25 protein-coding genes are annotated in these 25,733 nt (G+C 37.7%); 8 read left to right on the top strand and 17 right to left on the bottom strand.

All coding sequences use genetic code 11. From position 1 onward, the window contains the following. Positions 1 to 56: 56 nt before the first annotated feature. Positions 57 to 1,337, bottom strand: a complete 1,281-nt coding sequence (locus QWY16_RS09625) for an ABC transporter substrate-binding protein (protein WP_300993130.1) — start codon at positions 1,335 to 1,337, stop codon at positions 57 to 59. 231 nt (positions 1,338 to 1,568) lie between these two features. Here QWY16_RS09625 and QWY16_RS09620 point away from each other — a divergent pair, with 231 nt between their 5' ends. Continuing rightward, positions 1,569 to 2,477 carry an ArsR/SmtB family transcription factor gene (locus QWY16_RS09620; RefSeq protein WP_300993129.1) on the top strand — a complete coding sequence of 303 codons (909 nt, stop codon included), beginning with the start codon at positions 1,569 to 1,571 and terminating at the stop codon, positions 2,475 to 2,477. A 130-nt stretch (positions 2,478 to 2,607) separates the two neighbouring features. On the opposite strand, the gene QWY16_RS09615 is transcribed toward QWY16_RS09620, so the two are convergent. The 4 genes from QWY16_RS09615 to QWY16_RS09600 form a co-directional block, all read right to left on the bottom strand. Further along, on the bottom strand, positions 2,608 to 3,705 hold the full coding sequence (locus QWY16_RS09615) for an ABC transporter ATP-binding protein (RefSeq protein ID WP_300993128.1): 1,098 nt from the start codon (positions 3,703 to 3,705) through the stop codon (positions 2,608 to 2,610). A 123-nt stretch (positions 3,706 to 3,828) separates the two neighbouring features. Beyond that, positions 3,829 to 4,725 (bottom strand): PucR family transcriptional regulator, encoded by an 897-nt coding sequence (locus QWY16_RS09610; RefSeq protein ID WP_300993126.1) that lies wholly within the window; start codon positions 4,723 to 4,725, stop codon positions 3,829 to 3,831. Between the two features lie 117 nt (positions 4,726 to 4,842). Then, complete coding sequence (locus tag QWY16_RS09605; RefSeq protein ID WP_300993124.1) at positions 4,843 to 5,889, bottom strand: aldose epimerase family protein; 1,047 nt, start codon at positions 5,887 to 5,889, stop codon at positions 4,843 to 4,845. A 64-nt stretch (positions 5,890 to 5,953) separates the two neighbouring features. Further along, positions 5,954 to 7,114, bottom strand: coding sequence for an ROK family transcriptional regulator (locus tag QWY16_RS09600; protein WP_300993122.1), 1,161 nt, complete (start codon positions 7,112 to 7,114; stop codon positions 5,954 to 5,956). Positions 7,115 to 7,240: 126 nt separating this feature from the next. Between QWY16_RS09600 and QWY16_RS09595 the strand changes: the two genes are divergently transcribed. Genes QWY16_RS09595 through galT form a run of 3 tightly spaced genes read left to right on the top strand, consistent with a single transcriptional unit; the run spans position 7,241 to position 10,947 of the window. After that, positions 7,241 to 8,422: a galactokinase gene (locus tag QWY16_RS09595; RefSeq protein WP_300993120.1), complete on the top strand. Its 1,182-nt coding sequence runs from the start codon at positions 7,241 to 7,243 to the stop codon at positions 8,420 to 8,422. Further along, on the top strand, positions 8,423 to 9,424 hold the full coding sequence (gene galE, locus QWY16_RS09590) for a UDP-glucose 4-epimerase GalE (protein ID WP_300993117.1): 1,002 nt from the start codon (positions 8,423 to 8,425) through the stop codon (positions 9,422 to 9,424). After that, positions 9,424 to 10,947, top strand: a complete 1,524-nt coding sequence (gene galT, locus QWY16_RS09585; RefSeq protein WP_300993114.1) for a UDP-glucose--hexose-1-phosphate uridylyltransferase — start codon at positions 9,424 to 9,426, stop codon at positions 10,945 to 10,947. Before galE ends, galT begins: the two co-directional genes overlap by 1 nt. A gap of 233 nt (positions 10,948 to 11,180) precedes the next feature. On the opposite strand, the gene QWY16_RS09580 is transcribed toward galT, so the two are convergent. The 3 genes from QWY16_RS09580 to QWY16_RS09570 all read right to left on the bottom strand — a co-directional run bounded on the left by QWY16_RS09580 (position 11,181) and on the right by QWY16_RS09570 (position 13,673). Continuing rightward, positions 11,181 to 11,672, bottom strand: a complete 492-nt coding sequence (locus QWY16_RS09580) for a hypothetical protein (protein ID WP_300993111.1) — start codon at positions 11,670 to 11,672, stop codon at positions 11,181 to 11,183. 172 nt (positions 11,673 to 11,844) lie between these two features. Further along, positions 11,845 to 13,023, bottom strand: a complete 1,179-nt coding sequence (locus QWY16_RS09575) for a hypothetical protein (protein ID WP_300993109.1) — start codon at positions 13,021 to 13,023, stop codon at positions 11,845 to 11,847. Positions 13,024 to 13,025: 2 nt separating this feature from the next. Beyond that, on the bottom strand, positions 13,026 to 13,673 hold the full coding sequence (locus QWY16_RS09570; RefSeq protein WP_300993107.1) for an ATP-binding cassette domain-containing protein: 648 nt from the start codon (positions 13,671 to 13,673) through the stop codon (positions 13,026 to 13,028). 745 nt (positions 13,674 to 14,418) lie between these two features. Here QWY16_RS09570 and QWY16_RS09565 point away from each other — a divergent pair. After that, positions 14,419 to 14,745, top strand: coding sequence for a hypothetical protein (locus QWY16_RS09565; RefSeq protein WP_300993105.1), 327 nt, complete (start codon positions 14,419 to 14,421; stop codon positions 14,743 to 14,745). Between the two features lie 148 nt (positions 14,746 to 14,893). On the opposite strand, the gene QWY16_RS09560 is transcribed toward QWY16_RS09565, so the two are convergent. After that, positions 14,894 to 15,892 (bottom strand): hypothetical protein, encoded by a 999-nt coding sequence (locus QWY16_RS09560; RefSeq protein WP_300993103.1) that lies wholly within the window; start codon positions 15,890 to 15,892, stop codon positions 14,894 to 14,896. Positions 15,893 to 16,463: 571 nt separating this feature from the next. Here QWY16_RS09560 and QWY16_RS09555 point away from each other — a divergent pair. Continuing rightward, on the top strand, positions 16,464 to 16,949 hold the full coding sequence (locus QWY16_RS09555; protein WP_300993101.1) for a DUF4652 domain-containing protein: 486 nt from the start codon (positions 16,464 to 16,466) through the stop codon (positions 16,947 to 16,949). Between the two features lie 33 nt (positions 16,950 to 16,982). On the opposite strand, the gene QWY16_RS09550 is transcribed toward QWY16_RS09555, so the two are convergent. From QWY16_RS09550 to QWY16_RS09515, 8 genes are all read right to left on the bottom strand, one after another. Then, complete coding sequence (locus QWY16_RS09550) at positions 16,983 to 18,149, bottom strand: hypothetical protein (RefSeq protein ID WP_300993099.1); 1,167 nt, start codon at positions 18,147 to 18,149, stop codon at positions 16,983 to 16,985. A 29-nt stretch (positions 18,150 to 18,178) separates the two neighbouring features. Next, entirely contained in the window at positions 18,179 to 18,736 is a 558-nt protein-coding gene (locus QWY16_RS09545; protein WP_300993097.1) for a recombinase family protein, read from the bottom strand. Positions 18,737 to 18,910: 174 nt separating this feature from the next. Beyond that, a complete protein-coding gene (locus QWY16_RS09540; protein ID WP_300993095.1) occupies positions 18,911 to 19,798 on the bottom strand; it encodes a nucleotide-binding domain-containing protein in 888 nt (295 codons plus the stop codon). Then, complete coding sequence (locus QWY16_RS09535; RefSeq protein WP_300993093.1) at positions 19,768 to 20,241, bottom strand: SMODS domain-containing nucleotidyltransferase; 474 nt, start codon at positions 20,239 to 20,241, stop codon at positions 19,768 to 19,770. Before QWY16_RS09535 ends, QWY16_RS09540 begins: the two co-directional genes overlap by 31 nt. Continuing rightward, a complete protein-coding gene (locus QWY16_RS09530) occupies positions 20,238 to 20,843 on the bottom strand; it encodes an SLATT domain-containing protein (RefSeq protein WP_300993091.1) in 606 nt (201 codons plus the stop codon). The genes QWY16_RS09535 and QWY16_RS09530 overlap by 4 nt, the downstream gene beginning before the upstream one ends. Positions 20,844 to 21,228: 385 nt before the next feature. Further along, positions 21,229 to 22,577, bottom strand: a protein-coding gene (locus QWY16_RS09525; RefSeq protein WP_300993088.1) for an IS3 family transposase whose coding sequence is annotated in 2 segments (ribosomal slippage) — positions 21,229 to 22,133 and positions 22,133 to 22,577 — 1,350 coding nt in all. Because the reading frame shifts where the segments join, the coding sequence is not laid out codon by codon here. A gap of 301 nt (positions 22,578 to 22,878) precedes the next feature. Further along, positions 22,879 to 23,133 (bottom strand): hypothetical protein, encoded by a 255-nt coding sequence (locus QWY16_RS09520; protein ID WP_300993086.1) that lies wholly within the window; start codon positions 23,131 to 23,133, stop codon positions 22,879 to 22,881. A 23-nt stretch (positions 23,134 to 23,156) separates the two neighbouring features. Then, a complete protein-coding gene (locus QWY16_RS09515; RefSeq protein ID WP_300993085.1) occupies positions 23,157 to 24,053 on the bottom strand; it encodes an acyl-ACP desaturase in 897 nt (298 codons plus the stop codon). Positions 24,054 to 24,399: 346 nt separating this feature from the next. Here QWY16_RS09515 and QWY16_RS09510 point away from each other — a divergent pair, with 346 nt between their 5' ends. Continuing rightward, positions 24,400 to 24,684 carry a hypothetical protein gene (locus QWY16_RS09510; RefSeq protein ID WP_300993083.1) on the top strand — a complete coding sequence of 95 codons (285 nt, stop codon included), beginning with the start codon at positions 24,400 to 24,402 and terminating at the stop codon, positions 24,682 to 24,684. Between the two features lie 266 nt (positions 24,685 to 24,950). Then, the gene (locus tag QWY16_RS09505; protein WP_300993081.1) at positions 24,951 to 25,670 is read left to right on the top strand and encodes a hypothetical protein; all 720 of its coding nucleotides are present in this window, start codon (positions 24,951 to 24,953) and stop codon (positions 25,668 to 25,670) included. Positions 25,671 to 25,733 lie beyond the last annotated feature (63 nt).

Here is a 25,733-nt window from a genome sequence, read left to right as displayed (position 1 = left end):
AAAGGTGCCTACATAGTGCAAGTAGACATCTTTTCCATCCTGTTCTGTTTCAAATTTTAATTAGCAATAATCTTATTTACTTCTTTCTCCAAAATATCTAATGTTTCTTGAGCACTGGTACCTCCATTAGTAAAGACGGAAAGTTGATCACCAAGTAAGTCATTAATAGCTGTCATGTCCTTGCTTGGCGGCATAAAGCTTACATAGTCAATTATTTCCGCGTAATCTTTACGGTAAGGAAGTGCTTGGAACTCCTTTGACTCTATTACGGCTGTTTTACTTGGAATATGACCTGCCTCAGCCCATGTGATGGCATGCTCTGCAATCCAGTCTGCAAATTTAAGGGCCGCTACTTTTTCCTCTTCTGTCTGCTTTTCATTTACAGGTAAAGCAAATGTATGGGAATCTCCCCAAGTAGCTGGCTCATCGAATAGCTGTGGAAATGGAAGTGCAACAAAATCCAATGCTTCATTTTGCTCAATTGCGCCTGTCATCCAAACTCCATTAAAGTGAGCACCGGCTCTGTTTGCTAGGAAAAGTTCTCCACCATCTTGAATATTTTTTGGCCATAAGCCTTGATCGATCAATCCCCCCATATATTCAAGAGCCTGTAATCCTTTTTCATTATTAAAAGCAGCTTTCGTTCCATCCTCGTTTAGCAACTCTCCACCAAGCTGGCTATATAACGACCACCAGATCCATCGTGGCTGATTCCCGGCTGATGTTGAAGACAAAGGGAAAATTTCCTTACCACTACTTTTCTTAATCTGTGTTAAAAATTCTGTAAACCCTTCAGCACCTTCACCGAGTACTGGTAACCCTTCTTCATTAAGAACACCTGCTTTATCTAAAAGCATTTTGTTTACAAACATAATTTCTGCATGAGTATCTAAAGGCACTCCATAATGCTGATTGTCAACCATCGCTGAATTAACTACGTTTTCGTTATAAGTACTCCAATCAAGATTTGCCTTAGAAGCTGGACTGTCTAGACTCTCGATTAAATTAGCAGATTGCAATTCAGCAATTCTTGAAGAGTGAGCAATTGCTATATCAGGTGCTTGGTTTGATGTAACTGACGTGCGAAGCTTAGTGTAATATTCATCAAAGGTAACTGTTAGATAGTCAACTTCGATGTCTTCATGTTGTTCATTAAAATCATCCACCATCGCCTTCATGAAATCGGCGTCCCCACCACTAAAAGGGGCCCAAAAAGTTAATTTGGTTGTATTTGATTCCCCTCCACTTGTAGATCCTGATCCTGCATCACTGGAACACCCTGCGACCAAAAATAGTAAAGATAACAGCATTAATGTGAACACGCTTACATTCCTCATAATAGAACCTCCTCCTTTATTTGGATATAAATTTATTATTACATAAAAAAAGATAACAAAGCAATAGTAAATTAAATGAATTATTAGTATTTTGCTACTTATTAGTGATATGTAAGGAATTAAAACCCTGATACAGCCAAATTTGTCGCTTTTAAATTTTTAATCTACTTGAAAAAAAGAATAAACCACATTATTATTATCATAAAAGAAGTAGTTATAGGAGGGTATTATATGAGAACTCTAGAACTTGCATTAGAAGAAGCTATCGAAGTTTTTAAAGCTTTAGGGAACGAACATCGTGTAGAAATTATTCAATTATTAGATGAAGGCCCAAAGAACGTAAAGGATTTATCAGTTGCTATGGAAATGCCTTTTTCATCAACTGCTACAAATGTGCGAATACTGGAAGAAGCTGGTTTGATTGCTACCGAACTTATTCCTGGCAGAGGATCTAAGAAAGTGAGCTCGAAAAAATATGATCGAGTCATCATCTCATTGAGCAATCAACAAGATCTTACCCATAATTTATATCGATATGAAATGCCAGTGGGTGATTTTATCTTATGCGAAGCAGAACCGACATGCGGCTTGTTGAGTGAGAATGGCTTTATTCATCTTGAAGATGAGCCTCGTTCTTTTTTCGAACCAGACCGGAAGAACGCTCAACTAATTTGGTTTAGAACTGGTTTTATCGAATACCACTTTCCTAACCGAATTCCCAAAAAAGCAGAAGTCGAAGAACTGAATTTTTCAGCAGAAATTTGTTCTGAAGCAACATATTACAAAAACGATTGGCCATCAGATATCATGTTAACTATCAATGGTGAAGAAGTCGGGATTTGGACAAGTCCTGGAGATTTTGGTGGTGTCCGAGGTAATTTAACTCCATACTGGTGGGGCATCAATAATACACAATATGGTTTGCTGAAAAACTGGAAAATCAACAAAGATGGCACCTTTGTGGATGGAGAAAAGATTTCTCATGTTTCAATCGACAAACTATCCCTTCAGGAAAAATCACATATTTCTATAAAATTAGAAGTCAAAAATGATGCCATCAACTCCGGGGGAATGAATTTGTTTGGCTCTAAATTTGGCAATTATAATCAAGACTTGGTGCTAGAAGTTTCTTATAAATAACCTTCTTTATAAACACATAACTCAAAACGAAAGGAATGGCCTGTACAATCCTAGTAACAACAAAAACAGCATCACCAGTCGAAAGAATTTCTTTCGACTGGTGATGCTGTTTTTTGATCGCCATTCTGATTTACTTTATTCTTTCTTCAGTTTCAATGTCAAAGAAGTGTGACTTATTCAGATCAAGCGCTAAATCCGCCATTTTCCCAACCTCAATGCTGTATCGCGAATCTACACGCGCGATGAACTCTTGTCCCGCCAATGTAGAATAGAGGATAATCTCAGCCCCCATTAGTTCTGCTACGTCAATTGAGGCTTTAATGGCTGTATCAGGAGAAGAATTGATGAACAGTGGCTCATCATGAATATCTTCTGGCCGAATACCCAAAATAATTTCTTTTCCGACATAACCTTTTTCTCGCGGAATACTAAGTTTCCCTTCTGGAACTAAAATTCTTACATCACCCATGACGAAGTGTTTTTCTTCTAATCTACCGTGGAAAAAATTCATTGGTGGTGAACCAATAAATCCTCCAACAAAGACATTATCCGGTAACTCGTAAACTTCTTTAGGTGAACCTACTTGCTGAATAAATCCGTCCTTCATAACCACCAGCCGTGTTGCCATGGTCATCGCTTCTGTCTGATCATGTGTCACGTAAACCGTTGTCGTCTGAAGCCTTCGATGCAATTTTTGGATTTCCGCACGCATTTGAACCCGTAATTTTGCATCCAGGTTAGACAACGGTTCATCCATTAAAAACACTTTAGCATCACGAACTATTGCACGTCCAAGAGCTACTCGCTGACGTTGCCCGCCAGATAATGCTTTCGGCTTTCTTTTCAGGTAATCTTGCAGCCCAAGAATTTCAGCCGCATTATTGACCCGTCTTTCGATTTCATCCTTTTTAGTTTTGTTGAGTTTTAGACTAAAAGCCATATTTTCATAAACACTCATATGTGGATAAAGAGCATAGTTCTGAAAAACCATGGCGATATCGCGATCTTTCGGTGATACGTCGTTTATGCGTCTTTCTCCAATATACATATCTCCCTCGGTTATATCTTCTAATCCAGCAATCATTCGAAGCGTCGTCGATTTTCCACAACCTGAAGGACCTACCAACACTAAAAATTCTTTGTCCCTGATTTCGAGGTTGAAATCATGAACCGATACAACACCTTGATCGTAAACTTTTTTTATATTTTTTAAACTTAACCCTGCCATTTGATTCCCTCCACTATGTATCTATTTTCAAGAACTGATATCAGCCTACCGTATAAGCTAGATAGAAAAAATAGAGAAAGTGCACAAAGATTCCGCCAACTTCGTTGCACATTGACCAATAGACTATACTGGCGATTTCGCAAGCAGCGCTAGATAAACGGCCATAGCATTATGGAATTTTCTGATATCTATTCCTGTATTATCTGTAAAACGATCCAAACGATATTGAAGACTGTTGCGATGAAGATGGAGCGCTTTCGCTGTTTCCGATATGTTCAAATTGCACTTCGCAAATACTTCTAACATTCTCAAAGTTTCTTCGTCATCCGCATAACCTTGTAAGATCATTTCACGAATACTTCGGTATTGGTCTTTTTCCGATTGATCGATCAACAAATAAGGCACTGCATCACTAAAATTCGCTACTGGCTTATTGGAGTAGGAAAAAATAGATTTTGCGGCTGTTATCATAAATGAATAGTAGTGAGGGACATTCTGCATTCCTTTCCTGAAAGGACCTACAAGAAAATTGATTTTTATATACAAGTCACTCATCAATAAATCGATAATTTCTTCGTAACAAATATTATCCTGTCCTAAAGTCGCATGTTCTATTAAAATTCCTTCATGTCTAGTTTCCCAAAGAATCGAGACTCTCCCTGGAAATAATTCATAAATAGCATCTTTAAATAATCCAGGGCTGATTTGGTTTTTTAAAATTGAAAAGTATACAAAGCGATATGAACTATTGGCTTCCATATTTTCCGTTTCGTTAGAGCCAGTCGAACCAATCGCTTTTCTCCACTTTTGTTCTTCACTCGTAAGGGATGGGAAATCGATGTCATAAGGCGCCATGAAAGCAGTTAATACAGACACATCTTTCGGTTCCAGTTGGCTTTTATGGATTCCGATAATTTCATTGTCCTCTTTCACGAACCATTTATAGTCGCAATCCACGTTATGGACATCTTCTTCATATAAGATTAGTGAAGAATAAATTTTTCTTAGATTATCAATCATAAGAACACTCCTTTCTCCAAAAAGATTCGTTGACCAGTTCTTTTTTTATTAGATCACTTAAAGAGCCTTACACTGAAGAATGGTTATCTTATAAACTTTATTTTATCTATCACGGACTTAGGAGAAAGAATAAGTCGTTTCAGACTTGAACTCCTCTTCAGCGTTCAAGATGGCGGATGGGAAGTGAGGGTGGTGCACCGAACCTGGAGGACTTTGTGTTTCAAGACAAAGCCCTAGATAATCCCGTGCTTCTACTCCCCTGATTGAATAAGATCCACCTATATCATTTCCTGTATATAAAACCACTGCTGGTTCTGTTGTTTCAATCAGCAGTTTCCGACCACTTTCTGGATCAGTTAATTCGATAGTTGGCTGTTCTGTGCGATTCAACAAAAATGGATGATCATAGCCATTCCCAGCTAACTTTGTCTGTGGATGTTCAGATGCTGTCGCTTCTTTTATGCTTCTGCCGTTTCGAAAATCGAAGAGCAAATCATCGTCTACATTAACAAGATTTCCTGTCGGCAGTAATTCCTCATCCAATTCCAAGTAGTGATCACTTTTCATCGTCAATACATGATCAAGTGTAGTTCGCTTGAAATTTCCGCTCAAATTGAAATAAGAGTGGTTGGTTACATTCAATAAAGTGGTTTTATCGGATTTACCTGAATAGGAAATGATAAGCTGATTGCTGTCGTTCTTGAGAAGGTAGCGGACGGTCATGAATAAGTTGCCAGGGAAACCTTCCTCCCCATCAGGACTGAAATACGTAAATTCGACTATTGCTTCATTTTTACTTTTGATCACTTTTGAATCCCAAAGAGCTGAGTGAAAGCCTTGGGAACCTCCGTGCAGATGATGACCATTGGCATTTCTTGCTATTTGATAGTCTGCTCCTCCAATTACAAATGCTCCCTCTTTTATCCGTCCGGCAAAACGTCCAACCAATGCACCCAAAAAATACGGATTGCTTTCGTACTCTTCAAGTGTGTCAAAGCCCAATACGACATTCTCCATTTTACCGTTTTGATCTGGAGTAATAATTTCAGTAATAATACATCCATAATCGATACAGGACATTTGAAAACCTTGGTCATTCTTTAATGTATAAGAAGTAATCGTCTGGTTATTTTTACGGGCAAATACCTTTTTGGTAACTTCCATTTCTTCTTTCACCCTTTCAATTTTTCTGTTCACAAAACATAATACTGAAGTCGTTACATTCTCTTTACTTTAACTCAAAGACATCCACCATTAGCAAAGTGATAGCGCCGATAAGTGTGGCATCGTCCCCCAACTTGGATACTTCCACTTTTGTTTGGCTTGCCAAAGGAGTTAGGGCGGATGCTTCGATGGTTTCAAGTATGGCAGGCAAAATAAATTTTTCCGCTTTGGAAACTCCACCACCCAACACAATTTTTTCCGGATTAACGATGTGAATGAGATTTGTTAAACCGACTCCCATCGCTCTCCCAGATTCTTTGAGAATGGCGGCAAATTCTTCATTACCGTCTATGGCCTGTTCAAATACTTTTTCTGCTGTAAGTGGGTTTTCCGATGTCTTTTTATTTACCTTCCTTGCGATTGCTGGACCGGTGACAAATGTCTGCAGACATCCCCGGTTTCCACATTCGCAAATCTCACCATGTAAATCGATAGTCATATGACCAATTTCGCCCGCAATATTAGAAGAACCGTGATAGAGTTTTCCATTAATGATGAGACCCGCGCCAACACCTCTCCCAATATTCACCGTTAGCATACTGGTCAGTTCCCCATGATTCCCAAACCAGAATTCGCCCAAAGCCATTGCACGTGCATCATTTTCTACCTTCACTTCCAGACCAAATGCCCTTTCCAGCTCATCTTTAATTGGGATATTAACCAAGCCAATGTTAGGCGCATACAAAGAAGTTCCAGTATCAACTTTCACCACGCCATGCATGGCAACCCCGATACCGATGATTTTGTCTTCTGCTTCCGGAATTCCTTCCAAACAGCCATTAATGCAGCTTTTTAATGCAGCGATAAATTGTTGGTTCGTAATTGGAAGTGGCAACTTAGTTTCTGATCTGTTCATCACTTTGCCACTAAGATCCGCCACAATGCATTCAATGTATTCTGGCCCTGCATCCACGCCAATAATGCAAAATGCCTGGTGATTGATAAGCAGCATCGTGGGTTTCCGTCCACCTTGTGACTGTCCGAGTTCACTTTCTTTAACTATTTTCTGTTCAATCAATTCTTTCACGTTGCTACTGACCGTCGGAGGCGTCAAATTCGTCTTCTTTGCAATTTGCGCTCTAGATATTGGTCCATTACTTCTTATTATGTTAAGAATGATTGATTTATTTACTGATTTCATCCATTTAAAGGTGCCTTGACGCATAACTTTCTCTCCCTTGTACATGCTCACGTAATTTGTAATTGCTTCCATTCTTGTTATTGAATAGTTTAACAAAATAATCTATACTCATGTTAATTAAATTAATTTACAAAGTATTGGAGGAGTATAATGAGCCAGGAAGACTTATTGCAAAATTTTAAAGAAATCTTTAAGACTGATAATAATCCACGTTTCTTTTTTGCGCCCGGCCGCATCAATTTGATTGGTGAACACACTGATTATAATGGTGGACATGTATTTCCAGCCGCCATTTCCTGTGGAACTTATGCCGTTGTCCAACAGCGCTCCGATCAAAAATTGCAATTTTACTCGATGAATTTTCCGGAACAAAGAAAAATCGAGTGTGAACTTGCTGACTTGTCCTATAACGCGGATCATGGATGGGCAAACTTTCCGAAAGGAATGATTCATTATTTTATTGAAAGTGGTTTTTCAATTCCTTATGGAATGGATATTTTGTTCTATGGAGATATTCCGAACAGTGCCGGACTTTCATCTTCCGCTTCCCTCGAGATGGTTACAGGTGTTGTACTTGAAGAGTTATTCAAATTAGAAATAAATCGTTTACATATGATTCAATTGGGACAAAAAGTTGAAAATAACTACCTAGGCATTAATAGTGGAATCATGGATCAATTTGCCGTCGGGAAAGGAAAAAAAGACTTTGCCATTTTATTGAATTGCCATACACTGGAATTTAATTACGCACCACTAGAATTAACGGATCATGAAATTTTGATTATAAACTCCAATAAACAGAGGACACTGGCTGCTTCAAAGTACAATGAACGACGCGCTCAATGTGAACAAGCGCTCTCTGACATACGAACCGAACTGCAAGTCAGCAACTTTGGCGAGTTGACAATAAAAGACTTTGAACAGTACAAACACCTCATCAAAAGTGAAATAAATCGCAAACGGGCAAAACACGCTGTGTATGAAAATGAAAGAACATTGCTAGCGTTTCAAGAACTTGAACAAGGCAATATACAAGGGTTTGGAAAATTGATGAACGAGTCTCATGTTTCTCTTCGTGATGACTATGAAGTCACTGGCGCGGAGCTCGATAAAATTGTAGAAACAGCTTGGAACCATCCGGGCGTTATAGGCGCGCGGATGACTGGAGCGGGATTCGGCGGATGTGCGATTGCCATCGTTAAACAGACTCAAATCGAAAATTTAAAAGAAAAAATAACCGAGAACTATACCAAAGAATTTGGTTTTTCTCCTTCATTTTATGAAGCGGAAATTTCGGATGGCGCTAAAGAAATTTTAAGAGGAGATGTATAGATGAGTGTATTGGTATTAGGCGGAACTGGCTATATTGGCTCTCATGCGGTTTATCAACTGATTGACCAAGACGAAAAAGTAATAGTTATTGATAATCTTGAGACCGGTCACTTGGAAGCGATTCATCCAAATGCCACTTTTTATCAAGGGGACATTAGGGACATCGATTTTTTAAGGAAAGTATTTAAAGCGGAGCCTATCCATTCTGTTCTGCATTTCGCAGCCAATTCACTGGTGGGTGAATCGATGGAAAACCCGCTGAAGTATTTTGATAATAATGTCCATGGTACACAAGTATTGTTAAAAGCAATGACAGAATACGGCGTTAAAAAAATCGTCTTTTCTTCCACTGCTGCAACTTACGGTGAGCCTAAACAAGTACCGATTACTGAAGAGATGCCTACCCTGCCCACTAGTACATATGGTGAAACAAAACTGACCATGGAAAAGTTAATGAAATGGTGCGGAATTGCACACGGCATCCGCTATGTTTCCTTGCGTTATTTCAATGTGGCCGGGGCAAGAGAAACAGCCGAAATCGGTGAAGATCATCAGCCCGAGTCCCATTTAATCCCTATTGTCCTGCAAACAGCATTAAACCAACGGGAACATGTTACTATTTTCGGAAGTGATTACAACACCGATGACGGTACTTGTATTCGCGATTATATCCATGTGGAAGATTTAATAGCGGCCCATTTGCTCGCACTGGATTATTTAAACAACAATGGGTCTAGTGATATCTTTAATCTGGGTAGCAGTAAAGGATTTTCTGTAAAACAAATCGTTGAAACCGCTCGAAAAGTCACAGGCAACGAAATTCCTGTGAAATACGGTCCACGCCGCCCAGGAGATCCAAGCGTGTTGATCGCCTCCTCTGACAAAGCGAGAGAGATACTTGGTTGGATTCCTGAAAGAACTCATATAACTAAGATTGTTGAAGATGCCTGGAGATGGCACAGTACTCACCCACTAGGATATAGAACGGAGGGAACGTCATAATGTCTGTTTTCCAAAGCATATCCCTTTTACTAAAAAAAGGATTGGATGCATCTTTGATTGAACACCAGGACTGCCTTTATGTCCATAATCGGGTTTTATCTTTGTTAGGACTTGAAACTTATGAAGCACCGCAAAACGTAAGTATAGACAAGTCCATTCCAGACTTATTGGAAGAACTCACTTCCTATGCTGTGCAAACTGGCTTAATTGGAGATCTAGAGGACGAGAAAGCAATTTTATCCTCGAAAATAATGGACTGTTTCGTGTCAAAGCCGTCAGAAATTAACCATCAATTCTATACCTATTATCAGGAATCACCAGAAGCAGCTACAGATTATTTCTATCAATTAAGCAAAGACAGCAATTATATCCAAATGAAACACATCAGTAAGAACATCCATTACAAATCGCCGACACCTTATGGAGAACTGGATATCACAATCAATCTCTCAAAACCGGAAAAAGACCCCGAACAAATTAAAAAAGAACGAGAATTAAAAAAAGATCTTAACTACCCCAAATGCTTGCTGTGTGTCGAAAACGAAGGCTATCCAGGACGAATTGGTTATCCCTCCCGTTCCAATCATCGACTTATTAAAGTCCCTCTCGAAGGAGAAAACTGGTTTTTACAATATTCTCCCTATGTATATTACAACGAACATAGCATTTTTCTGGCTGAAGAGCATAGGGATATGAAAATAGACCGTAGTACATTTGAACGATTAACTGCTTTTGTTGAAAAGTTCCCTCATTATTTCATCGGTTCAAATGCTGATCTTCCTATAGTCGGCGGCTCTATTCTGAGCCATGATCATTACCAAGGAGGCCGATTCGAGTTTGCAATGACGAAAGCAAAAGATGACTTTACTTTTCAGCTTCGGGGTTATTCTGAAGTTCAAGCAGCTGTCGTTAAATGGCCAATGTCTGTTATTCGTCTTCGAAGCAGGAACCGGACAGAATTAGTAGATTGTGCTTCGTTTATACTCCAAGCGTGGAAATCGTATAATGATCCTAATGCTGATATCTATGCATTTTCTGGTGATATCCCGCACAATACCATTACACCAATTGCCCGAATACGAGACGGCTTGTTTGAAATTGATCTGGTTTTAAGGAACAACAGAACAACAGAAAACTATCCCATGGGCATTTTTCACCCCCATCAAGACGCCCACCATATTAAAAAAGAAAATATTGGGTTAATTGAAGTAATGGGATTGGCTGTTCTTCCAGCTCGACTTAAAACAGAACTTGAAGAAATAAAAAACTATTTATTAAATGAACCTTCAGAGATCGCCGATTATCATCTACCTTGGGCACAAGAAATCAAAGAACGGTACATTACTATTGACCAAGAAAATGTAAGTTCCATTGTTGATGACGAACTCGGTAAAAAGTTTCTAAGAATACTAGAAGATGCTGGAGTGTTTAAGATGGATAACCAGGGAAGAGAAGCTTTTAATCGCTTTATCTATAGGTTGAAGAATGATAAAGCTATAGACATCAGACTTAAACAAGCATAGCTGAAGCTTTCCAATATTTAGAGGTTCAATAAATGCCATCATATTTCCAGGGATTTTCTAAATTTTTCCTAATATTTAAGAAGGCACTAATTAATCGTTCACTGTTTCAGGATGTGCGAAAGAAACCCCGTAACCTTTTTATACTAAGGTTACAGGGTTTCTTAAATTATATACGTCTTTTATACACCTGCCGATAATCCCTCATATGTAAACTTCATAATTAATTCGGAACATCAATACACTTGTGCAACCACTTCATAGCCCTCGAGCCAATTGTCTGTCTCTGCCTCTTTAATATCGAAGCTCAAGGAAAGCGAATTCCTGAAGAACTCTAGATAATCTCCGGAGATGATGACTGTAATTTGACCTTCTTTCTGTGCATGCGCTTTGATGAAAAAAGGCTCAGTTTTTGATACATCAAAAAGGGCCTCATCAACTTTCAACGTTGCAGCCTCAATACGGATATCCATTTCTGTCTTGTTTTCCATTTGAATTTCAAGCGTGAACGCCTTGGTGACTTCATTTATAGAAATAGAGGCTATAAGAAAACGATACGCCTCTGTATTCAACAAGGGTATTTCTAGAGGATGATCTTCTTCAGTTCCGACAAAAGCTGCCCATTCTTCTGGTGACCATTCATCCATTTTGCTGGTATCAAATCTCCTTCTGCCTTTTGTTAAATCTATCGAGATGAACTTTCGCTTCTTCGCATGAGAACGTTCCATACTTCCCTCCTCCTCTCTGAATACAAATCTCAGAACCTCTTAACATTGTTTTTCTATTAAGCTCGTCATGCGAGTTAATTTAACTTCTGATAAAATGATGATATGTAAACTGAATTCTATTGTTGAAATTCCAAGTTTTAACTAAGAAAATCCAACGAGAGCATTTGTCAGTTTATGTTTTTGCCGCATACATCGGTTTCTTCTCATACCGGTAGGCAAGAACCGCATTTATTATGATTAGCATGACAGAAAAGACACCCAGTGAAACGATTCCCGTACCAAACGTCGCATGGGCATTCGGGATATCCTGAAGGATAAACCGTGTCACCACATCCCCACTTGCCAAATACGTAAATGGGTTCAAATGGACAATGGCATGAAAAGCTTCAATGGATTTAAAGACCATCGGTGAACCGATCACGATGACCAGTGTAATCAACAAGCTGACCAGATTGTTCTGGACGAAAAAGCTAATCAGCGAGATGAGCAGAACCAGGCTGAGTATGCCCAGCAACTGGAGCGTCAGCATCTTCACTAAAACAATCCAGATGGGCGACGTTTCCGGCAACTCCGCCGAATAGAGCAAGACCGGGTAGAGGACATGGCCCGGGCCTTTCACGAGGCTGGCCATGACCAAGCTGATGGCCAGCGTGGACAAGTAAACCGTTCCGGCCAACAGGCTGCTGAACCAAATCCGTTTGGCTGTCAGACGCCTAAAGCTCATCGGCAACAGCGCTTCGATGTTCATTCCTTTTTTATACGAGTTCAGGAAAACCTCCGTTAACAGAACAGCTAAAATCAGCACAAATAATATGGGGAACAGCGAATCCATTACCCGAAAAACGTAGTTGAACCCGAACGTCTCATATCCTTCCGTATCCGGCTCTTGTTCAAGTGCCTGTAACTGCTTATACATTTCGAGTTCCCCTTTTAACACCAACACATGTTCAGGGGGAAACAAGGAGCCATCCGCTTGTTCATTCTCCTCCAGCTGTCGTTGCACGAGGTTGATGGAATACCCTAAAGCTTCACCCCACTTTTCTTCCTCCGCCAATTGGAGGGCTTTCTCTGACCACATCGATTGCTCCATTACATCCTGATGCCCTGCTTCGAATGATGCGACATCATCGGCTGAGTACGCCACACCATCATTCTGTAAGCCGACATAATACTCTTCTAAGTCCTTCATTTCCTTATGGTGGTCTGTTATGCCCCCTGTGTAGCTAAAAAAATCCCCGGACGTCTGGTTGATCACATACAGACCGACAATGGCTGCCAACAGAAGAAGCAACGGGACGGAAGTGGCCCGATTTTTCACGGTCTTTTTCAAGAGAAATCGATAATAATTCATCCTTATTCCTCCCCCTTTTTTATCGTGGACAGAAGTAAGGAGCCATTTTCCATTTCATACATATAATCGCATACCGCATACAAGCTATCATTTTGGTGAGAAGAAAATAAGATGCATGCCCCATCCGCTTTGGCTTCCAGCAAATACGTTTGAAATTTCTTCAGGCTATTGGTGTCCAGGCCAATTGTAGGCTCATCAAGCAGCCAATAGCTTGCCCCACTTACGCGATACATGGCGAGCAATACCTTTTGTTTCATGCCAAGCGAATATTTCTTGATGGGCGTCTTGATGTACGAATCCATCTCCCAAAAAGAGACGATCTCGTCGATTGGCCGGTCAGACTGGTTCCAAGAAGCCTGTGTAAACTGCAAATAATCCCATCCGGATAAATTAGGGTCAAACCATTCCACCGTCTCAAAGTAAAACAACTGCTTTTTCACTTCCAGTGCAGAAAGCATGTGATCATTTTCCTGAATAGCTATCGAACCCAAAGGCTCGCTTCTCAGTCCACTGATGGTCCGGAGCAATGTGGTTTTTCCACTGCCATTGCGAGCAGACAAGCCATAGATCGTCCCTTTCTTCAATTGCATAGTGGCTCCGTACAACAACGTTTCTTTTGTTTTTAACTGAATGTCACTCACTACCAGCATAAATGAAGCAGCCCCCTTTTCGTTTCAACTAATTACTATGTTTTTCCATTACTACTAGCATAATGGAAATTAGAAAGAATAGATATTACCTAAAAATTTCATTTAGAGCTATAAGGAGTAAATTTTGTTGGGAGAAAAAATTAAAAATCTCTAATCAAGCTCAGTAGGTTGTCAAAACGTTTATTGGGATGCTGTTTTCGTGAGCGGTAAAGAAACTTCCGTTATACAAGTAACAAGATTAAGAAATTCCAACTAGCGACTGCCTCCTGTCTTGACTAGTTATATGAAAAGAAGACGCTATTTTTTGGTGTAGGTTCGTTTGAATTTTGATTATTGCATTAAATTTATTTCATCTTCCATTTCTTTCTTCGAAAAACATAGCGTATGCAAGAAAAAGAGAAGAAACCCGTTTTAGGTTTCCTCTCTTCCGATAAGCTTTGATGTGTAAACCGAATTCATGTTAGAGTTTCTCATTCAAATCCTATAGCATTAGTGCTTTGAATATAACTTATTTTTTTAAGAAGTTTAAAGGATTTCTTTTTCTAGAAATACAAGAAGAACAAAGAAATGAATGTAACATACTTAGTATTAAGTTACATTCAAACTCTATTGAAAAATTTAGAATCAGAATGGCGAAAGGAACCTGAGGCGCATGTTAAAAGTCTTAGTGTTGGAAGTTAGTTCCAAAAGAAGGCGATGTACAAAAACGCTATTCTAATTTTATTTTTTTACAGGAGGATTCACAATGAATGTGCACTATTTCGAACCTATTTCCATTTTTTATTTAGTTTTGACTTTATTGCTGTTATATCCGGTCCTATTTATCATCACTCTAGCAACCAGTAAGGTAAATATCCTCGGAAAGATTTTGTTCGGTATTTCTGCATGCTTATATGGTTATGTGATTTGGTATAGTTATGGATTTGGAGTGTATCTAGACCAAGTGGAGTACGATCCTTCCAATGAAACGGGGATTTTTGGGAATATCGGCTATTTCCATTTGATACTGTTGGCGTTCCCATACATTTTTTTATCCATGGGCTTTTCGTCTAAGCGTAAATTTAACCATTGAAACCAACCCTTCTAATGTCGAATTTAGAAGGGTTGGTTTTCTAATTCAGGAATATGCTACAGCCTGTCCTATTAATATTTCGAATGTAACTTAATTGCTAATAGGTTACATTCAAAAGGACATCTTATATAAGAATTCCTTTTCAAACCTAATCATATTTTTTCAATCGAATAATTGTAGATTCAGGCACCCACCCTTGCAAATATGTTCCGTTGATTTTAACTTCTACTTTTCTCCAATTATTTTTTCTATCCAACATTAAAACTAAAGTTTTTTGTCCAACAAAACCGTCAGTGATGACTGGCGCTGTTTTAGCTCTTCCGTTTCGCAAGTAAGTATCAGTTCTAGTAAAGCCCATAGGATAAATTGTATGCAGTTTCTCTACATTGCTGATATTTTTATATAGTTTGTAAGTTAAAACATTTGTCTCTAAATATGTTTCTATACTTTCCATAGTTTTACGATCTTGTTGAATTTGATAGTCGTCGAAAATAAGAAGGATATTTACAGCGTGAGTAAATGCGCTAATAACAATAGTCGTAACTAAAGCTAAAGCCCAGATGTTACCTTTAATCTTCTGTAAAGTATCTTTAAGATTAATTGAACCCTTTAACCAATTTTCTAAGCTCTGTGTAATAAACTGAATTTCTTCTTCCGAATAAGTGACAGAGTCTGTGTGGTCAAAAGTGTCTACTTCATCTTGGATTTCATTTGCAAACTCATCTACAATTTTTAAAGATTCTGATAAGGTAAAATCTACATTTATCAATCCCGAATCTAAAATAGTACTTTGATAAGCATTGATCATTCCGTCAAATAGAGAAGGTTTGATGCCGAGCTCCACTGCTTTGAGCATCCCTGATCGGAGACCGGCTATATCAATAGCCGATTTGGTATAGGATGCCGATAGTCCAGCTAGTCCAGCTATCTGAGAAGGTTTGATGCCGAGCTCCACTGCTTTGAGCATCCCTGATCGGAGACCGGCTATATCGATAGCCGATTTGGTGTAGGATGCTGAAATTCCAGAAAGTATAGATGGCGCCATTCCTAAACTCACCTTCTTCAAGAAATCAGATTTGATATCATCAGTTTCCACATTTTCCAACGTTTCTTTAAGCTCTTCTTTATCGCTAGCCTTATCTTCCAAAAAAATTCCTCCTAAAAGTTTTTTATAGACTAAATAACGCTTTAATTCCGAATGAGAATGCTAGCGAAATCTAGAATGGCAAAGGCACCCTATTTTCGCCTACCTAATTTTATCCATTAATGCACATATTTATTTTACCATTCTATATTTTTAATGATATATGCGTGTATTGAATTATCAATAAGAAAAAGCGTTCGTAAAAGTACACTTTTACGAACGCTTTGAAAGTATCACAGAACTAGCAAAAGGACGTTCGTAAACGTGTAAAAACACTTTACGAACGTCCAATTATTTCTATACGATTTTTCGAACAGTATTATAGAAGCGACAGTTTCAAAATCAAATAATATATCAATTTCTGTCACCCTCTTAAATAATGTCTTATTTTTCTCAATATATTTTAGCTGTTTTTTTATACAGTTTTTTTCGATATCCGTTTCAATGAATCGGCAAACCCATTCATTTTCTTCTTTTTGTATATACAGACTTTTGCCTCTATAATAAATTTAGAAGTAAGAAGGAGTAACATACTTTTAAATAGCGAAAATCATTCTAAATGGAGGAATCAAATTTGTATAAAATATCTTATCAAAAAGAAAACCACAATTTAACACTTGAAATTAGCGAGTTGAAATACGTATTAGAATCTTCCTCGGAACCCGAATTATCACCTAACAAGGATTATGTGGCAATAATTACTCCATTTGAATGGGAATGCCAAGGAGAAATAAGATTGATTAATTTGAAGACTGGTTCAAGTAAAAGAACGGAATTGAACTTAAATGCAAATTTAACACCTAAACACGTTATTTGGAAAAACGCTAATACACTCTTTGTTCTTATCGGATCTAATTGGGGAACAGTTGACATTGGTGGACATTTATACTCTTACAACATTGATTATAATGAACTTACGCTCTTAAAGAAATTTGATGATACTATTCAAATACAAGAAATACAGAAAGAAAATGACAACTTGCTTATTTTACGTGGCATAAAATATATCGATGATAATTTTAATGAAAGCGAACCGTACTCCACTCACTACACATTATAATAATTAAAATAACTAGTCTGATATTAAATCAGACTAGTTATTAATTCTACTTAAAATAGTATAATTTTTTTCATTTTCTTTTATATCTTTCAATCCTTGCTCATATATATTTTTCTCTCCTGAATTCTGATAATTTTCAAAAATTCTTTTATATAAATCTATCGATACTCTAGATTGTCTGTTCATTCTCTCAATCAACTCATTGATATCTGACGGATTTCCTAAAATTACTGCATGGTAATAACGTAGATAATGATATTTCACACTAAATTTTAGTTTTTTTTCAGCCTTTTTTTGATCATTTTTTTTATATTCTCTAGCCTTTTTTTTACACCAAGCACTGACAAATGCCTTGTTCAGAGTTCTTTCTACGAATAATTTTCTTCTTATAGTATATCTATAAGAGTTTTCTTTTAAGAATGTCCTTCTAGTAACTTGCTGTTCCACTGTAGAATAGCCTCTTCTAAATTTATCATTCCACTTTTCATTCACTTTGAGAATCGGTCTATTAAAAACAGCCTTCATGCTCCGTTTCGCACCTTCACGAATATCATAAAAACCATATACAACCGACTCTCGTTTAAAGAGATTTTTATCTTCCATATAATATAGAAAACTTAAATTACTAATATCAATCTCGTAATTCCGACTCCCTTCCTCGATCTTATGCTTTACATCTTCCCACCTATTGATACCAAAATAATCAAGAGTATTTTTGATGAAATGGACCAAATAAAACAAGAGAATAGTTAAGATAATCAAATAATTTGTTGGTATATTTATAAATTCCGGGCCTATAATTCTAAGCACAATTGTACAAGCTGCACAAATTAACAAAATATAACTTTTAACAGTAAACATCCATAATGAAGTAGTATAATGAAATAACTTAAATACTCCTAATTCTCTTTCTAGAGTTATTTCGTCACTTTGGAGAAGGGCTATCCCACTGATATACCATATTAAAAGGAAAAAAATTATTCCTAAGTTTACATTTTCGAAAAAAAAAGTAGTTATGAAAAGCAATAAATACATTACTAAAAGGTTTTTCTTTTGATATGGCTTATTTTTAACATCATCATTTATTCCTAGAAATATTAGAAATAGAGTTACAAAAAATGTAATAATCACTTCTGTAGGTAAGCCATACAAAACTTCCTTATTTAATAAATCGCTCAAAACTTCAAGACCCTCTTCCATTGAATTTATTTCTTTGAATTAGAATTTTTCTAGTTACTTTTCTCAATTTTAAGACTTCTATAAAGAGTAGCTGCGGAAATTCCTGTAGCTTCCTGTATCTCCTTAACACTCATTCGTTGCGAATGATAAAGAGCCATTGCCTGGTTCAACTTCTGTTGATTTACCTTCGGCCGCCCTCCTTTTCTGCCTCTCGCACGAGCTGCCTTTAATCCAGCCATTGTGCGTTCTCGTATAATATCTCGTTCAAATTCAGCTAATACCGATAACATTCCAAACATCGTTTTCCCTGCAGCTGTTCCTGTATCAATATTATCTTGGATGCTAACAAACTCTACTCCTTTTTCTCGAAGAATTTCAGCAATCTCAATCAACCGCTTTGTCGATCGCGCCAAACGGTCTAATTTATAGACTACAAACTTATCACCTGCACGTGACATCTTAATTGCTTGTAACAACTCCGGACGGTCATCTTTCGCCCCAGATAGTTTCTCCTGAAAAATCTCTTCGCAACCAAATTCTTGTAAGGCATCCAATTGCAAATTCAACGATTGATCAATTGTACTGACTCGAGCATATCCAATAATCATAAAACCCCTCATTTCCCGTTGCTTGTTAGAATAATTATATCAAAAACAGTCGTTTTAGATACATTGTTTTTGACATAAGTTTTAATAGAAAAATACATGAAAAAGAAGAAGATTCTCATCTTCTTCTCAATACTATCAAAAACCATCGTTTTTGGTGGAAGAAATCTATTTGTTTCAGCCTGCCAAATAATCTCGATAATTAATCGGCACCTTTATACTACTTCTTGCCACACAAGTGCCCATTTGGATTACATAACATTCAACGTAATGTCCACCTTTAAAAGATGTACGTTCAATGTGTTCTGTTTTTCCTTCAACAATTTTGCCTCGCAATTGGTTTCTTTTCATAGCCTCTTGACCCTGGTTTCTTACTTTCCAATAAATCTGGTAATGTAAATCTATTTCAGCTAATTCATTATGAAGTATAAAAAATTTCAATCTCTTGTTAGGCAGCAAGAAACCGTGATTTTTCAGTAATTTTCGTAAAAGCGTTTCTCGAAAACCATTCATACTCACTTCACAATCAATCTCTAGTCGATATTTTATATCCACCGGAAACATTTGCTCGATGAATTGTTCCCCATCAGCAATATCTGTTCGTGCAAACCTAAATGAATTAGTCTTTTGTACTTCTTCAGGAACTGGAAATTCAGTTCCAAATAATTCTTGGAGAATGACGTACAAATCTTCACTTTCCTCGTTTAGATTAATAATTTTGTTATACGCTTTTTCTGCCTTCGAGATAAATGTGCTGTCTTTATTGTAAACATGTTGATTACTGCCTAACGCGTACCAATACTTACGTTCTTTATCTAAACTCTTCCATTCTTCAAACAAATCTTTTAAAAGTGTTAAGTAGTCTTCAAAATCTACTACTTCATAGTGAGAATTTTTTACAAAAAAGTTATTAACCAAAGTGTCAATTAATAAACCGCCCATTTTAAATCCAATATGATTCTTCCATGCCCTAATTATTTGACATATATACTGGAAATGACCATTAGTGGTCGCAGCCATTTCTGTGCTAGCATCTATTTCTGGTATAGGATTTTTTTTTTCCATTTTCCTCCGTGATTAGAATCTGGATAAGTGAAACTTCCATCTGCCTCACGAAAAACCGGACAAATTTCAACTTCATAATTCGAGAAAGAAACTACTACTACTTGCCCATCTCCACGCACTTTAGTACTTTCGTGTGGATAACGCTTTTTCACTTCTTTTTTCACATCTTGTAAAAGACTTTTTTGTCCATTCCCCTCTTCTTCCTCGTAAGTTTTGAAAAGTTCATCTGGCAATATAAAAAGCATGTCCATATCACTTACTCCATCAATCGCAGTAAAGCGTCCGATAGATCCTACAACTCTACTATGATCACTTTCATTTTCTTCATCATCCCAAAAGCTTGTATTTAGCCTTTTGGTGATGTTAGAAAATTTTGTATCAATGCCTTCACGATTTTTCAATTGAATTTCATCTACAAAGTCTTTAAAAGAGTTCCCAATCATATTATGCCTCCACTACTAAATAAATAGTTCCATGCCAAAGGTAGTAAAAAAACAACCACGCTAAAAATCAAAAGAGAAGCAGGAATTTTGTCTCCCCACAATTTAAAAGGTCGAACTTCTTCAATCCACTGCTTTTCCATTTGAAAGAAGAATTTGTAGTGGGCATACCAATCGCTACCGAACATTTGGTGACTAAGGCCTGTCGAATTAAATTCTTTCACTAATGATTTAAGTTTTTCTCTCTGCTCTGTGTAAGTTTCTTCCGGGCTGACTTTCACTTCGTAAAACAGATTCTGAAGTTCATTAAATATTTCAGTTAGTTCAGATCCAACTTTATCGTAGTTTTCTTTCTTTTCATTGAAAGGGTTCATAATTAAACCAATAATACTAGCCATTATAAGTAATATAGCTAAGCCTGTACTAAAATTATTATCAGGATACGCTACCTGTCCTATTCCAGCAAGAATACCAATTACAGCTATAGTAATGGGGATGTTCTGAGACATATCATAAGTTGCAAAATGTTTTTTTGCTCCAAATCCAGCTCTATACCCATAGTTAGCAATTTCTTTAAGTAATAAATCTTTTGTTGTTTCTTCCAATATACACCATCCTTATATCTCACAGTTTTTTATTCCCTTTTGATATTGCTAGTTTTTTTGCTTAAAGTAGATCAATTGCTTAAGTCATCTCCTGTTAAAATTACCTTCATAATATACCGAGGGGATATCAGATATTGAGAAAAAGAATTCTTTACCACCTACAATTATAATACCGCTATTCTCCATATAAGCATCTTTTTTGCACCTTAATTATCAAATATAAGTATAATTATAGTAGCTATTTAAATAAATATTCTTATTCAAGGCTATTTTCTAGGTATCCATATTAATAAGTATTAATATTCTTCTGTTGTCTATATCAATATTTTAGAACGTAAAAAGCCACCCTCCAAAGTGAACTGACCCAAAAAAGTTAGACAAAAAATTAAGCAGCTTGTTGGACATGAGTCCGGTATTCCACCGGACTCATGTTTTTTAATTTGGCTTTCATCCGTTTTTGGTTGTAATACACCATATAGTCATCCAGTTCCTGAAGAAAGTGTTCCACACTTTCAAAGTCCTGGAGGTACAGGAGCTCCGTCTTGAGAATGCCAAAGAAGTTTTCCATCACGGCGTTGTCGAGGCAGTTCCCCTTCCGGGACATGCTTTGGGTGATGTTCCGGCTGGCCAGTGCTTTCTGGTATTTCGCCATCTGGTAATGCCATCCCTGGTCGGAATGGAGCACCAGTTCCACATTGGGATCCAGACGCTCAAAAGCCTGTTCGAGCATCGTGGAAACCAGGTCATACGTCGGGCGGCTCTGGACCGTGTAGGCAACGATTTCGCTGTTGAACAAGTCGAGAACAGGCGACAAGTAGAGCTTCTGTCCGAACAGGGCGAACTCCGTCACATCGGTCACCCATTTCTGATTTGGTTTGTCGGCCGTGAAATCCCGGCTCAATACATTCGGTGCTGCCTTCCCAACAGTGCCGCGGTAGGAACGGTATTTCTTCAGCCGCACCCGGCAGGTGAGGCCGATCGCGTTCATCAGCTTCAGGACGGTTTTCGGATCCAGCTGGATGCCTCGTTTGCCCAAGTCGATGTGGATATTCCGATGTCCATAACGCCCTTTGTGCGCATGGAAGATTTCGGCGATGTGCGCTTTTGCCTCTTTGTATTTGTCCGGACGTTCCTGGTGTTTGATCCAATAATAGTAGGTGCTTCTCGGAATGGCTACCACCTGGATGAGGTCGATGACCTTGAAATCGTGCCTTAGCTCATGGATCACTTGCGCTTTGAGTTGCGTTGTGACGCTTCCTTTCCCTTCACTAAGGCATTCAACTTTTTTAAATACGCGTTCTCTAGGCGCAGCCGTTCCACTTCTTCCTGGAGTGTTTCGTTCGATTCTTTTGGCGGTACGGGTTTTTTCGGTTTCTCGTTCATGGTTGGACGCCCCTTTTTCTGCGGAACCAGCGCGTCCAATCCTCCTTCGTCAACTGCTTTCTTCCACTTGTTTACCGTATCCCGGGAAGGGATATTGTAGACAGCAGCTGCTTCATAAGGGGACGCACCGGTATCGTTCATAAAGTTCAGTACATCCAGTTTAAACTCGGGGGTGTAGTTTGTATACCGTTTCCGTAGCCCTGCTTCTCCATGATTCTGATACCGCTCAATCCATTGTTTTAGTACACTGCGATCGACGCCATAGCGTCTGGCAATGCCTTTTTTCGAATCATGGCCATCCGCATATTCCCGAACAGCCCTCAACTTCTCTTCAACTGAAAATTTTGCCATAGAAAAACTGCACCTCCATTGTTAGTTGTGTCTAACAATTTCGGTGCAGTTCAAAGAAGATGGCTTTCCTTTTTCCGACTCCTGTATCCTCGGTTCCTCATATACAATGAAGCAATTATTTATTCTTGCCGTGTTAATATCATTGGAACCTGGTTGGATTTTCTTTTCACCAATCCAAATTTCATCTATTTCACTAAAATGATGCATCTTTAATACATTACGTACTTGTAATACTGTTTTAAGAGATTCAATTTATTGCTCATCTGCTTTCAACTTAGGCTAACTAAATAGAGTTGAGTAATTAATTTTCGATTTCAAGAATAGCCTCAATTTCTTCTTGGATCTCTTTATTCACCAAAAGAGAACGTTTTTTTCTCAATTCAAGATCCATTTCTTTGTCAATGAAATTATTCGTATGTTTGTCAAAACAATTAAAACAAATAGAGTAAAAGTCTTTTTTCTCTTCCTTTAAAAAATTAAATTCCCACGTTTCAAGTTCCAAATAACTTACTTTATCTTTCGTTTCTTTTTCACATAATTCGCAAGTTGTTTTCATTATAAAAAACCCCTTTCATACATCTACCTTTTATTTTTTCCTAGCTGGCGATCTTTAATTCTTTTTAAGCGCCCATGATATTTCAATATATTCGCTTGTGATTGTTTGGCCTCTTCGCTAGTAGGTTGCAAGTTGGCAATATCCCAGTATTTAATAACTACATCTAATACTTGGTCAAAGTATTGTAGTGGTCCATAATTCGTATCTATTGCAATGGTTTTCATTCTATCGTTAAAGTCTGGCATAACGGCACCTGGCATAGAGAAATTAATAATTACATTCTCAAAATAAACAATGAAATTCGGATCAAGTTCAAGATGTGCTTTCACTGTGTCGCGATAGAATGCATAATGAAGTGCTTCGTCTTTCGCTAAACGTCGAAGTAATGTTGCTAAATCTTTGTCGTAAAGACCCGCTATCCTAGCTACATTATTATAAAAAACTAGTGTTGCTAACTCTTGCAAAGAAGTATAAGCCATTGTTGCTAGAGGATTAGTGAAATCTGGAAACCAACCACTTTCAACTACTCGTTTTCTTAATTCATGCAATCTTGCGGGATTTACGTTTCGTGTCACCAATAAATACGTTTCAAGTAAGTTAGAGTGCTGGTCTTCTTCAGCCGTCCAAGTGCGTACGAAATCATTTATTACTTCCATTGAATTTTTAAATGTATAATCCAAATGCGAAGTATACCAAGGTAAATTTACTTCTGTAAGTAATGCTGTTTCTACCGCAATAATTACACCTTCTGGAAGAGTTACTTGACTCTCATCCCAAGGAACTCGTGTAAAGGACATGGCCTTGTCCCATGGAATAAATTCGTGATAGCTCCAGTCAATATTTGCAGAACGTTCCTTATGTAATTGATATAATTCTTTAATGCGCGGTTCTAAGCGTATATCCAAATCTGAATTTAACATTATCTTTTCTCCTTTGGGTGTTTTTCTAACTTTAAACCATTTGAATTTTTTTAACAATTATAATGTTAGAACGTTGGTGTAACCGTCAAGTAGGATAGATCAATTTTTCACAAATTCGGTTTTTTAACTTTTATTATTAAATATAGACATTCCTCTATTTCTAAAATCATTTGATGGATTTATAGAAAAAAGCGCAAGCTGCTGATTATGTAGCTTATTAGTATGCTGGTTCAAATAATTGGGTAATTACGAAAGGTTATTTCGGCTATATTGTTGTGATCATGAAACTAATTGCTCTCTCATTCTGTCTTACTTAATAATTTCCAGTGTAAATGGAGGTATGACTATGTGGTTCCTATTAGGGCTTATCGCCATCACAGCAACGTGCATAAATCTTTTTATGTATGCAACAGGCAAAGAGTATAAATTGGCGATGGCAATGGGATTATCCTTTACAGCCTTAACCGTTGTCGCAGATTACAGTATGGTGTCCGATTGGGTAAGGGCGGAAGATTGGTCTGCTTTAATGGACGTGGTGCCTACGATGGCAGCAGCGTTATGGGTTTTGACGATACTCTCGATTTCATTGAATATAACTCCTATCCTTTTAGAATTGAAAAACAAAAACTAATTACGAATTGTCGCATCATTTATATGAGGTCAACTAGATGCCTCGGGCTCTGCCGTACCTCTATTTTTGTAACCAAGTGGGATATTCATAGACAGAAACCAAACATATGGCTGTTGCTGTCATGCCTTACCGGCATGTTGGGTTAAATAATCAGGTGATCAAGAAAGGCTGATCTCCAATAAACGGGCCAACTTGTGTAAGAACTGATCGTAAAGAAAATACAAAAATCATTAAGGATGGGGAATCCTATGATAAAGGAGAAATGGATGCTCGTCGTTTTGGGAATCATGGACTTCATCCTTGTCGTCATGCATTATACAGATTATGTTCTACTCTTTTTTAAACCAACAGGATATGTGATCCCTTTGGTTTTAAACATTGTTATTATCAATGTAATCGTTTTTAAATCAAAACTTTCTAAAGGATGGGCAACTGCCATCCTTTTCATTGGTCTCCCCATACTATTGTTCCATGGTTTTATCGTTTTGTGGCTGGATAATAATTACACGAAAATCGTGGCTCCCGATAATCAGCAATCACTAGTAATCGAATACCGACATGCAACATTAGGGGAAACCACTTATTTCTATGATTTTTACGAGACAAAATTCGGTTTTATTGGCAAGCACCTTGATGACCAATCAATTACCCTGATAGTTCGGGATCATTCGTCTGGTATCGATCCTGAAGGCATTTTAGGTTTGGGTAAAGAAGAATGGATTACTGCAAATACCGTTCGTTTTTCTACGTGGCAAGGAATGAAGGATGTGTATTTAAGGTCGTCCCAACCATCATTTGAAATGGAAGAAAGATGCGGAATGTATATCAGCAAAGAAAAACCGTCCTTGATCAACTGGCGGATGATTGCAGCGAAAGAAATTTCTTTCATCTCCACCAGCTGGTCTGGTGTCGTATTCGTCTCATACGGAACTGGAAATAAAAACTCATACCGATCTTCCAGGTTTTCCAAATCCCTCTTTGTATAGATGTTTTCCATGAAACCCTCCTATATTCATTTTTCGACTGTAATTAGTTGCTAAATAGTCGAA

This window comes from Planococcus shenhongbingii (assembly GCF_030413635.1).
Lineage (GTDB): Bacteria > Bacillota > Bacilli > Bacillales_A > Planococcaceae > Planococcus > Planococcus shenhongbingii.
Note: the sequence above shows the minus strand (reverse complement) of the source record. Positions and strands in the feature narration are given on the sequence as shown.

Coding starts and splice junctions, on each gene's coding strand:
- QWY16_RS09625 (WP_300993130.1), bottom strand. CDS start 1,337: ATGAGGAATGTAAGCGTGTTCACATTAATGCTGTTATCTTTACTATTT.
- QWY16_RS09620 (WP_300993129.1), top strand. CDS start 1,569: ATGAGAACTCTAGAACTTGCATTAGAAGAAGCTATCGAAGTTTTTAAA.
- QWY16_RS09615 (WP_300993128.1), bottom strand. CDS start 3,705: ATGGCAGGGTTAAGTTTAAAAAATATAAAAAAAGTTTACGATCAAGGT.
- QWY16_RS09610 (WP_300993126.1), bottom strand. CDS start 4,725: ATGATTGATAATCTAAGAAAAATTTATTCTTCACTAATCTTATATGAA.
- QWY16_RS09605 (WP_300993124.1), bottom strand. CDS start 5,889: ATGGAAGTTACCAAAAAGGTATTTGCCCGTAAAAATAACCAGACGATT.
- QWY16_RS09600 (WP_300993122.1), bottom strand. CDS start 7,114: ATGCGTCAAGGCACCTTTAAATGGATGAAATCAGTAAATAAATCAATC.
- QWY16_RS09595 (WP_300993120.1), top strand. CDS start 7,241: ATGAGCCAGGAAGACTTATTGCAAAATTTTAAAGAAATCTTTAAGACT.
- galE (WP_300993117.1), top strand. CDS start 8,423: ATGAGTGTATTGGTATTAGGCGGAACTGGCTATATTGGCTCTCATGCG.
- galT (WP_300993114.1), top strand. CDS start 9,424: ATGTCTGTTTTCCAAAGCATATCCCTTTTACTAAAAAAAGGATTGGAT.
- QWY16_RS09580 (WP_300993111.1), bottom strand. CDS start 11,672: ATGGAACGTTCTCATGCGAAGAAGCGAAAGTTCATCTCGATAGATTTA.
- QWY16_RS09575 (WP_300993109.1), bottom strand. CDS start 13,023: ATGAATTATTATCGATTTCTCTTGAAAAAGACCGTGAAAAATCGGGCC.
- QWY16_RS09570 (WP_300993107.1), bottom strand. CDS start 13,673: ATGCTGGTAGTGAGTGACATTCAGTTAAAAACAAAAGAAACGTTGTTG.
- QWY16_RS09565 (WP_300993105.1), top strand. CDS start 14,419: ATGAATGTGCACTATTTCGAACCTATTTCCATTTTTTATTTAGTTTTG.
- QWY16_RS09550 (WP_300993099.1), bottom strand. CDS start 18,149: ATGGAAGAGGGTCTTGAAGTTTTGAGCGATTTATTAAATAAGGAAGTT.
- QWY16_RS09545 (WP_300993097.1), bottom strand. CDS start 18,736: ATGATTATTGGATATGCTCGAGTCAGTACAATTGATCAATCGTTGAAT.
- QWY16_RS09540 (WP_300993095.1), bottom strand. CDS start 19,798: ATGGAAAAAAAAAATCCTATACCAGAAATAGATGCTAGCACAGAAATG.
- QWY16_RS09535 (WP_300993093.1), bottom strand. CDS start 20,241: ATGATTGGGAACTCTTTTAAAGACTTTGTAGATGAAATTCAATTGAAA.
- QWY16_RS09520 (WP_300993086.1), bottom strand. CDS start 23,133: ATGAAAACAACTTGCGAATTATGTGAAAAAGAAACGAAAGATAAAGTA.
- QWY16_RS09515 (WP_300993085.1), bottom strand. CDS start 24,053: ATGTTAAATTCAGATTTGGATATACGCTTAGAACCGCGCATTAAAGAA.
- QWY16_RS09510 (WP_300993083.1), top strand. CDS start 24,400: ATGTGGTTCCTATTAGGGCTTATCGCCATCACAGCAACGTGCATAAAT.
- QWY16_RS09505 (WP_300993081.1), top strand. CDS start 24,951: ATGCTCGTCGTTTTGGGAATCATGGACTTCATCCTTGTCGTCATGCAT.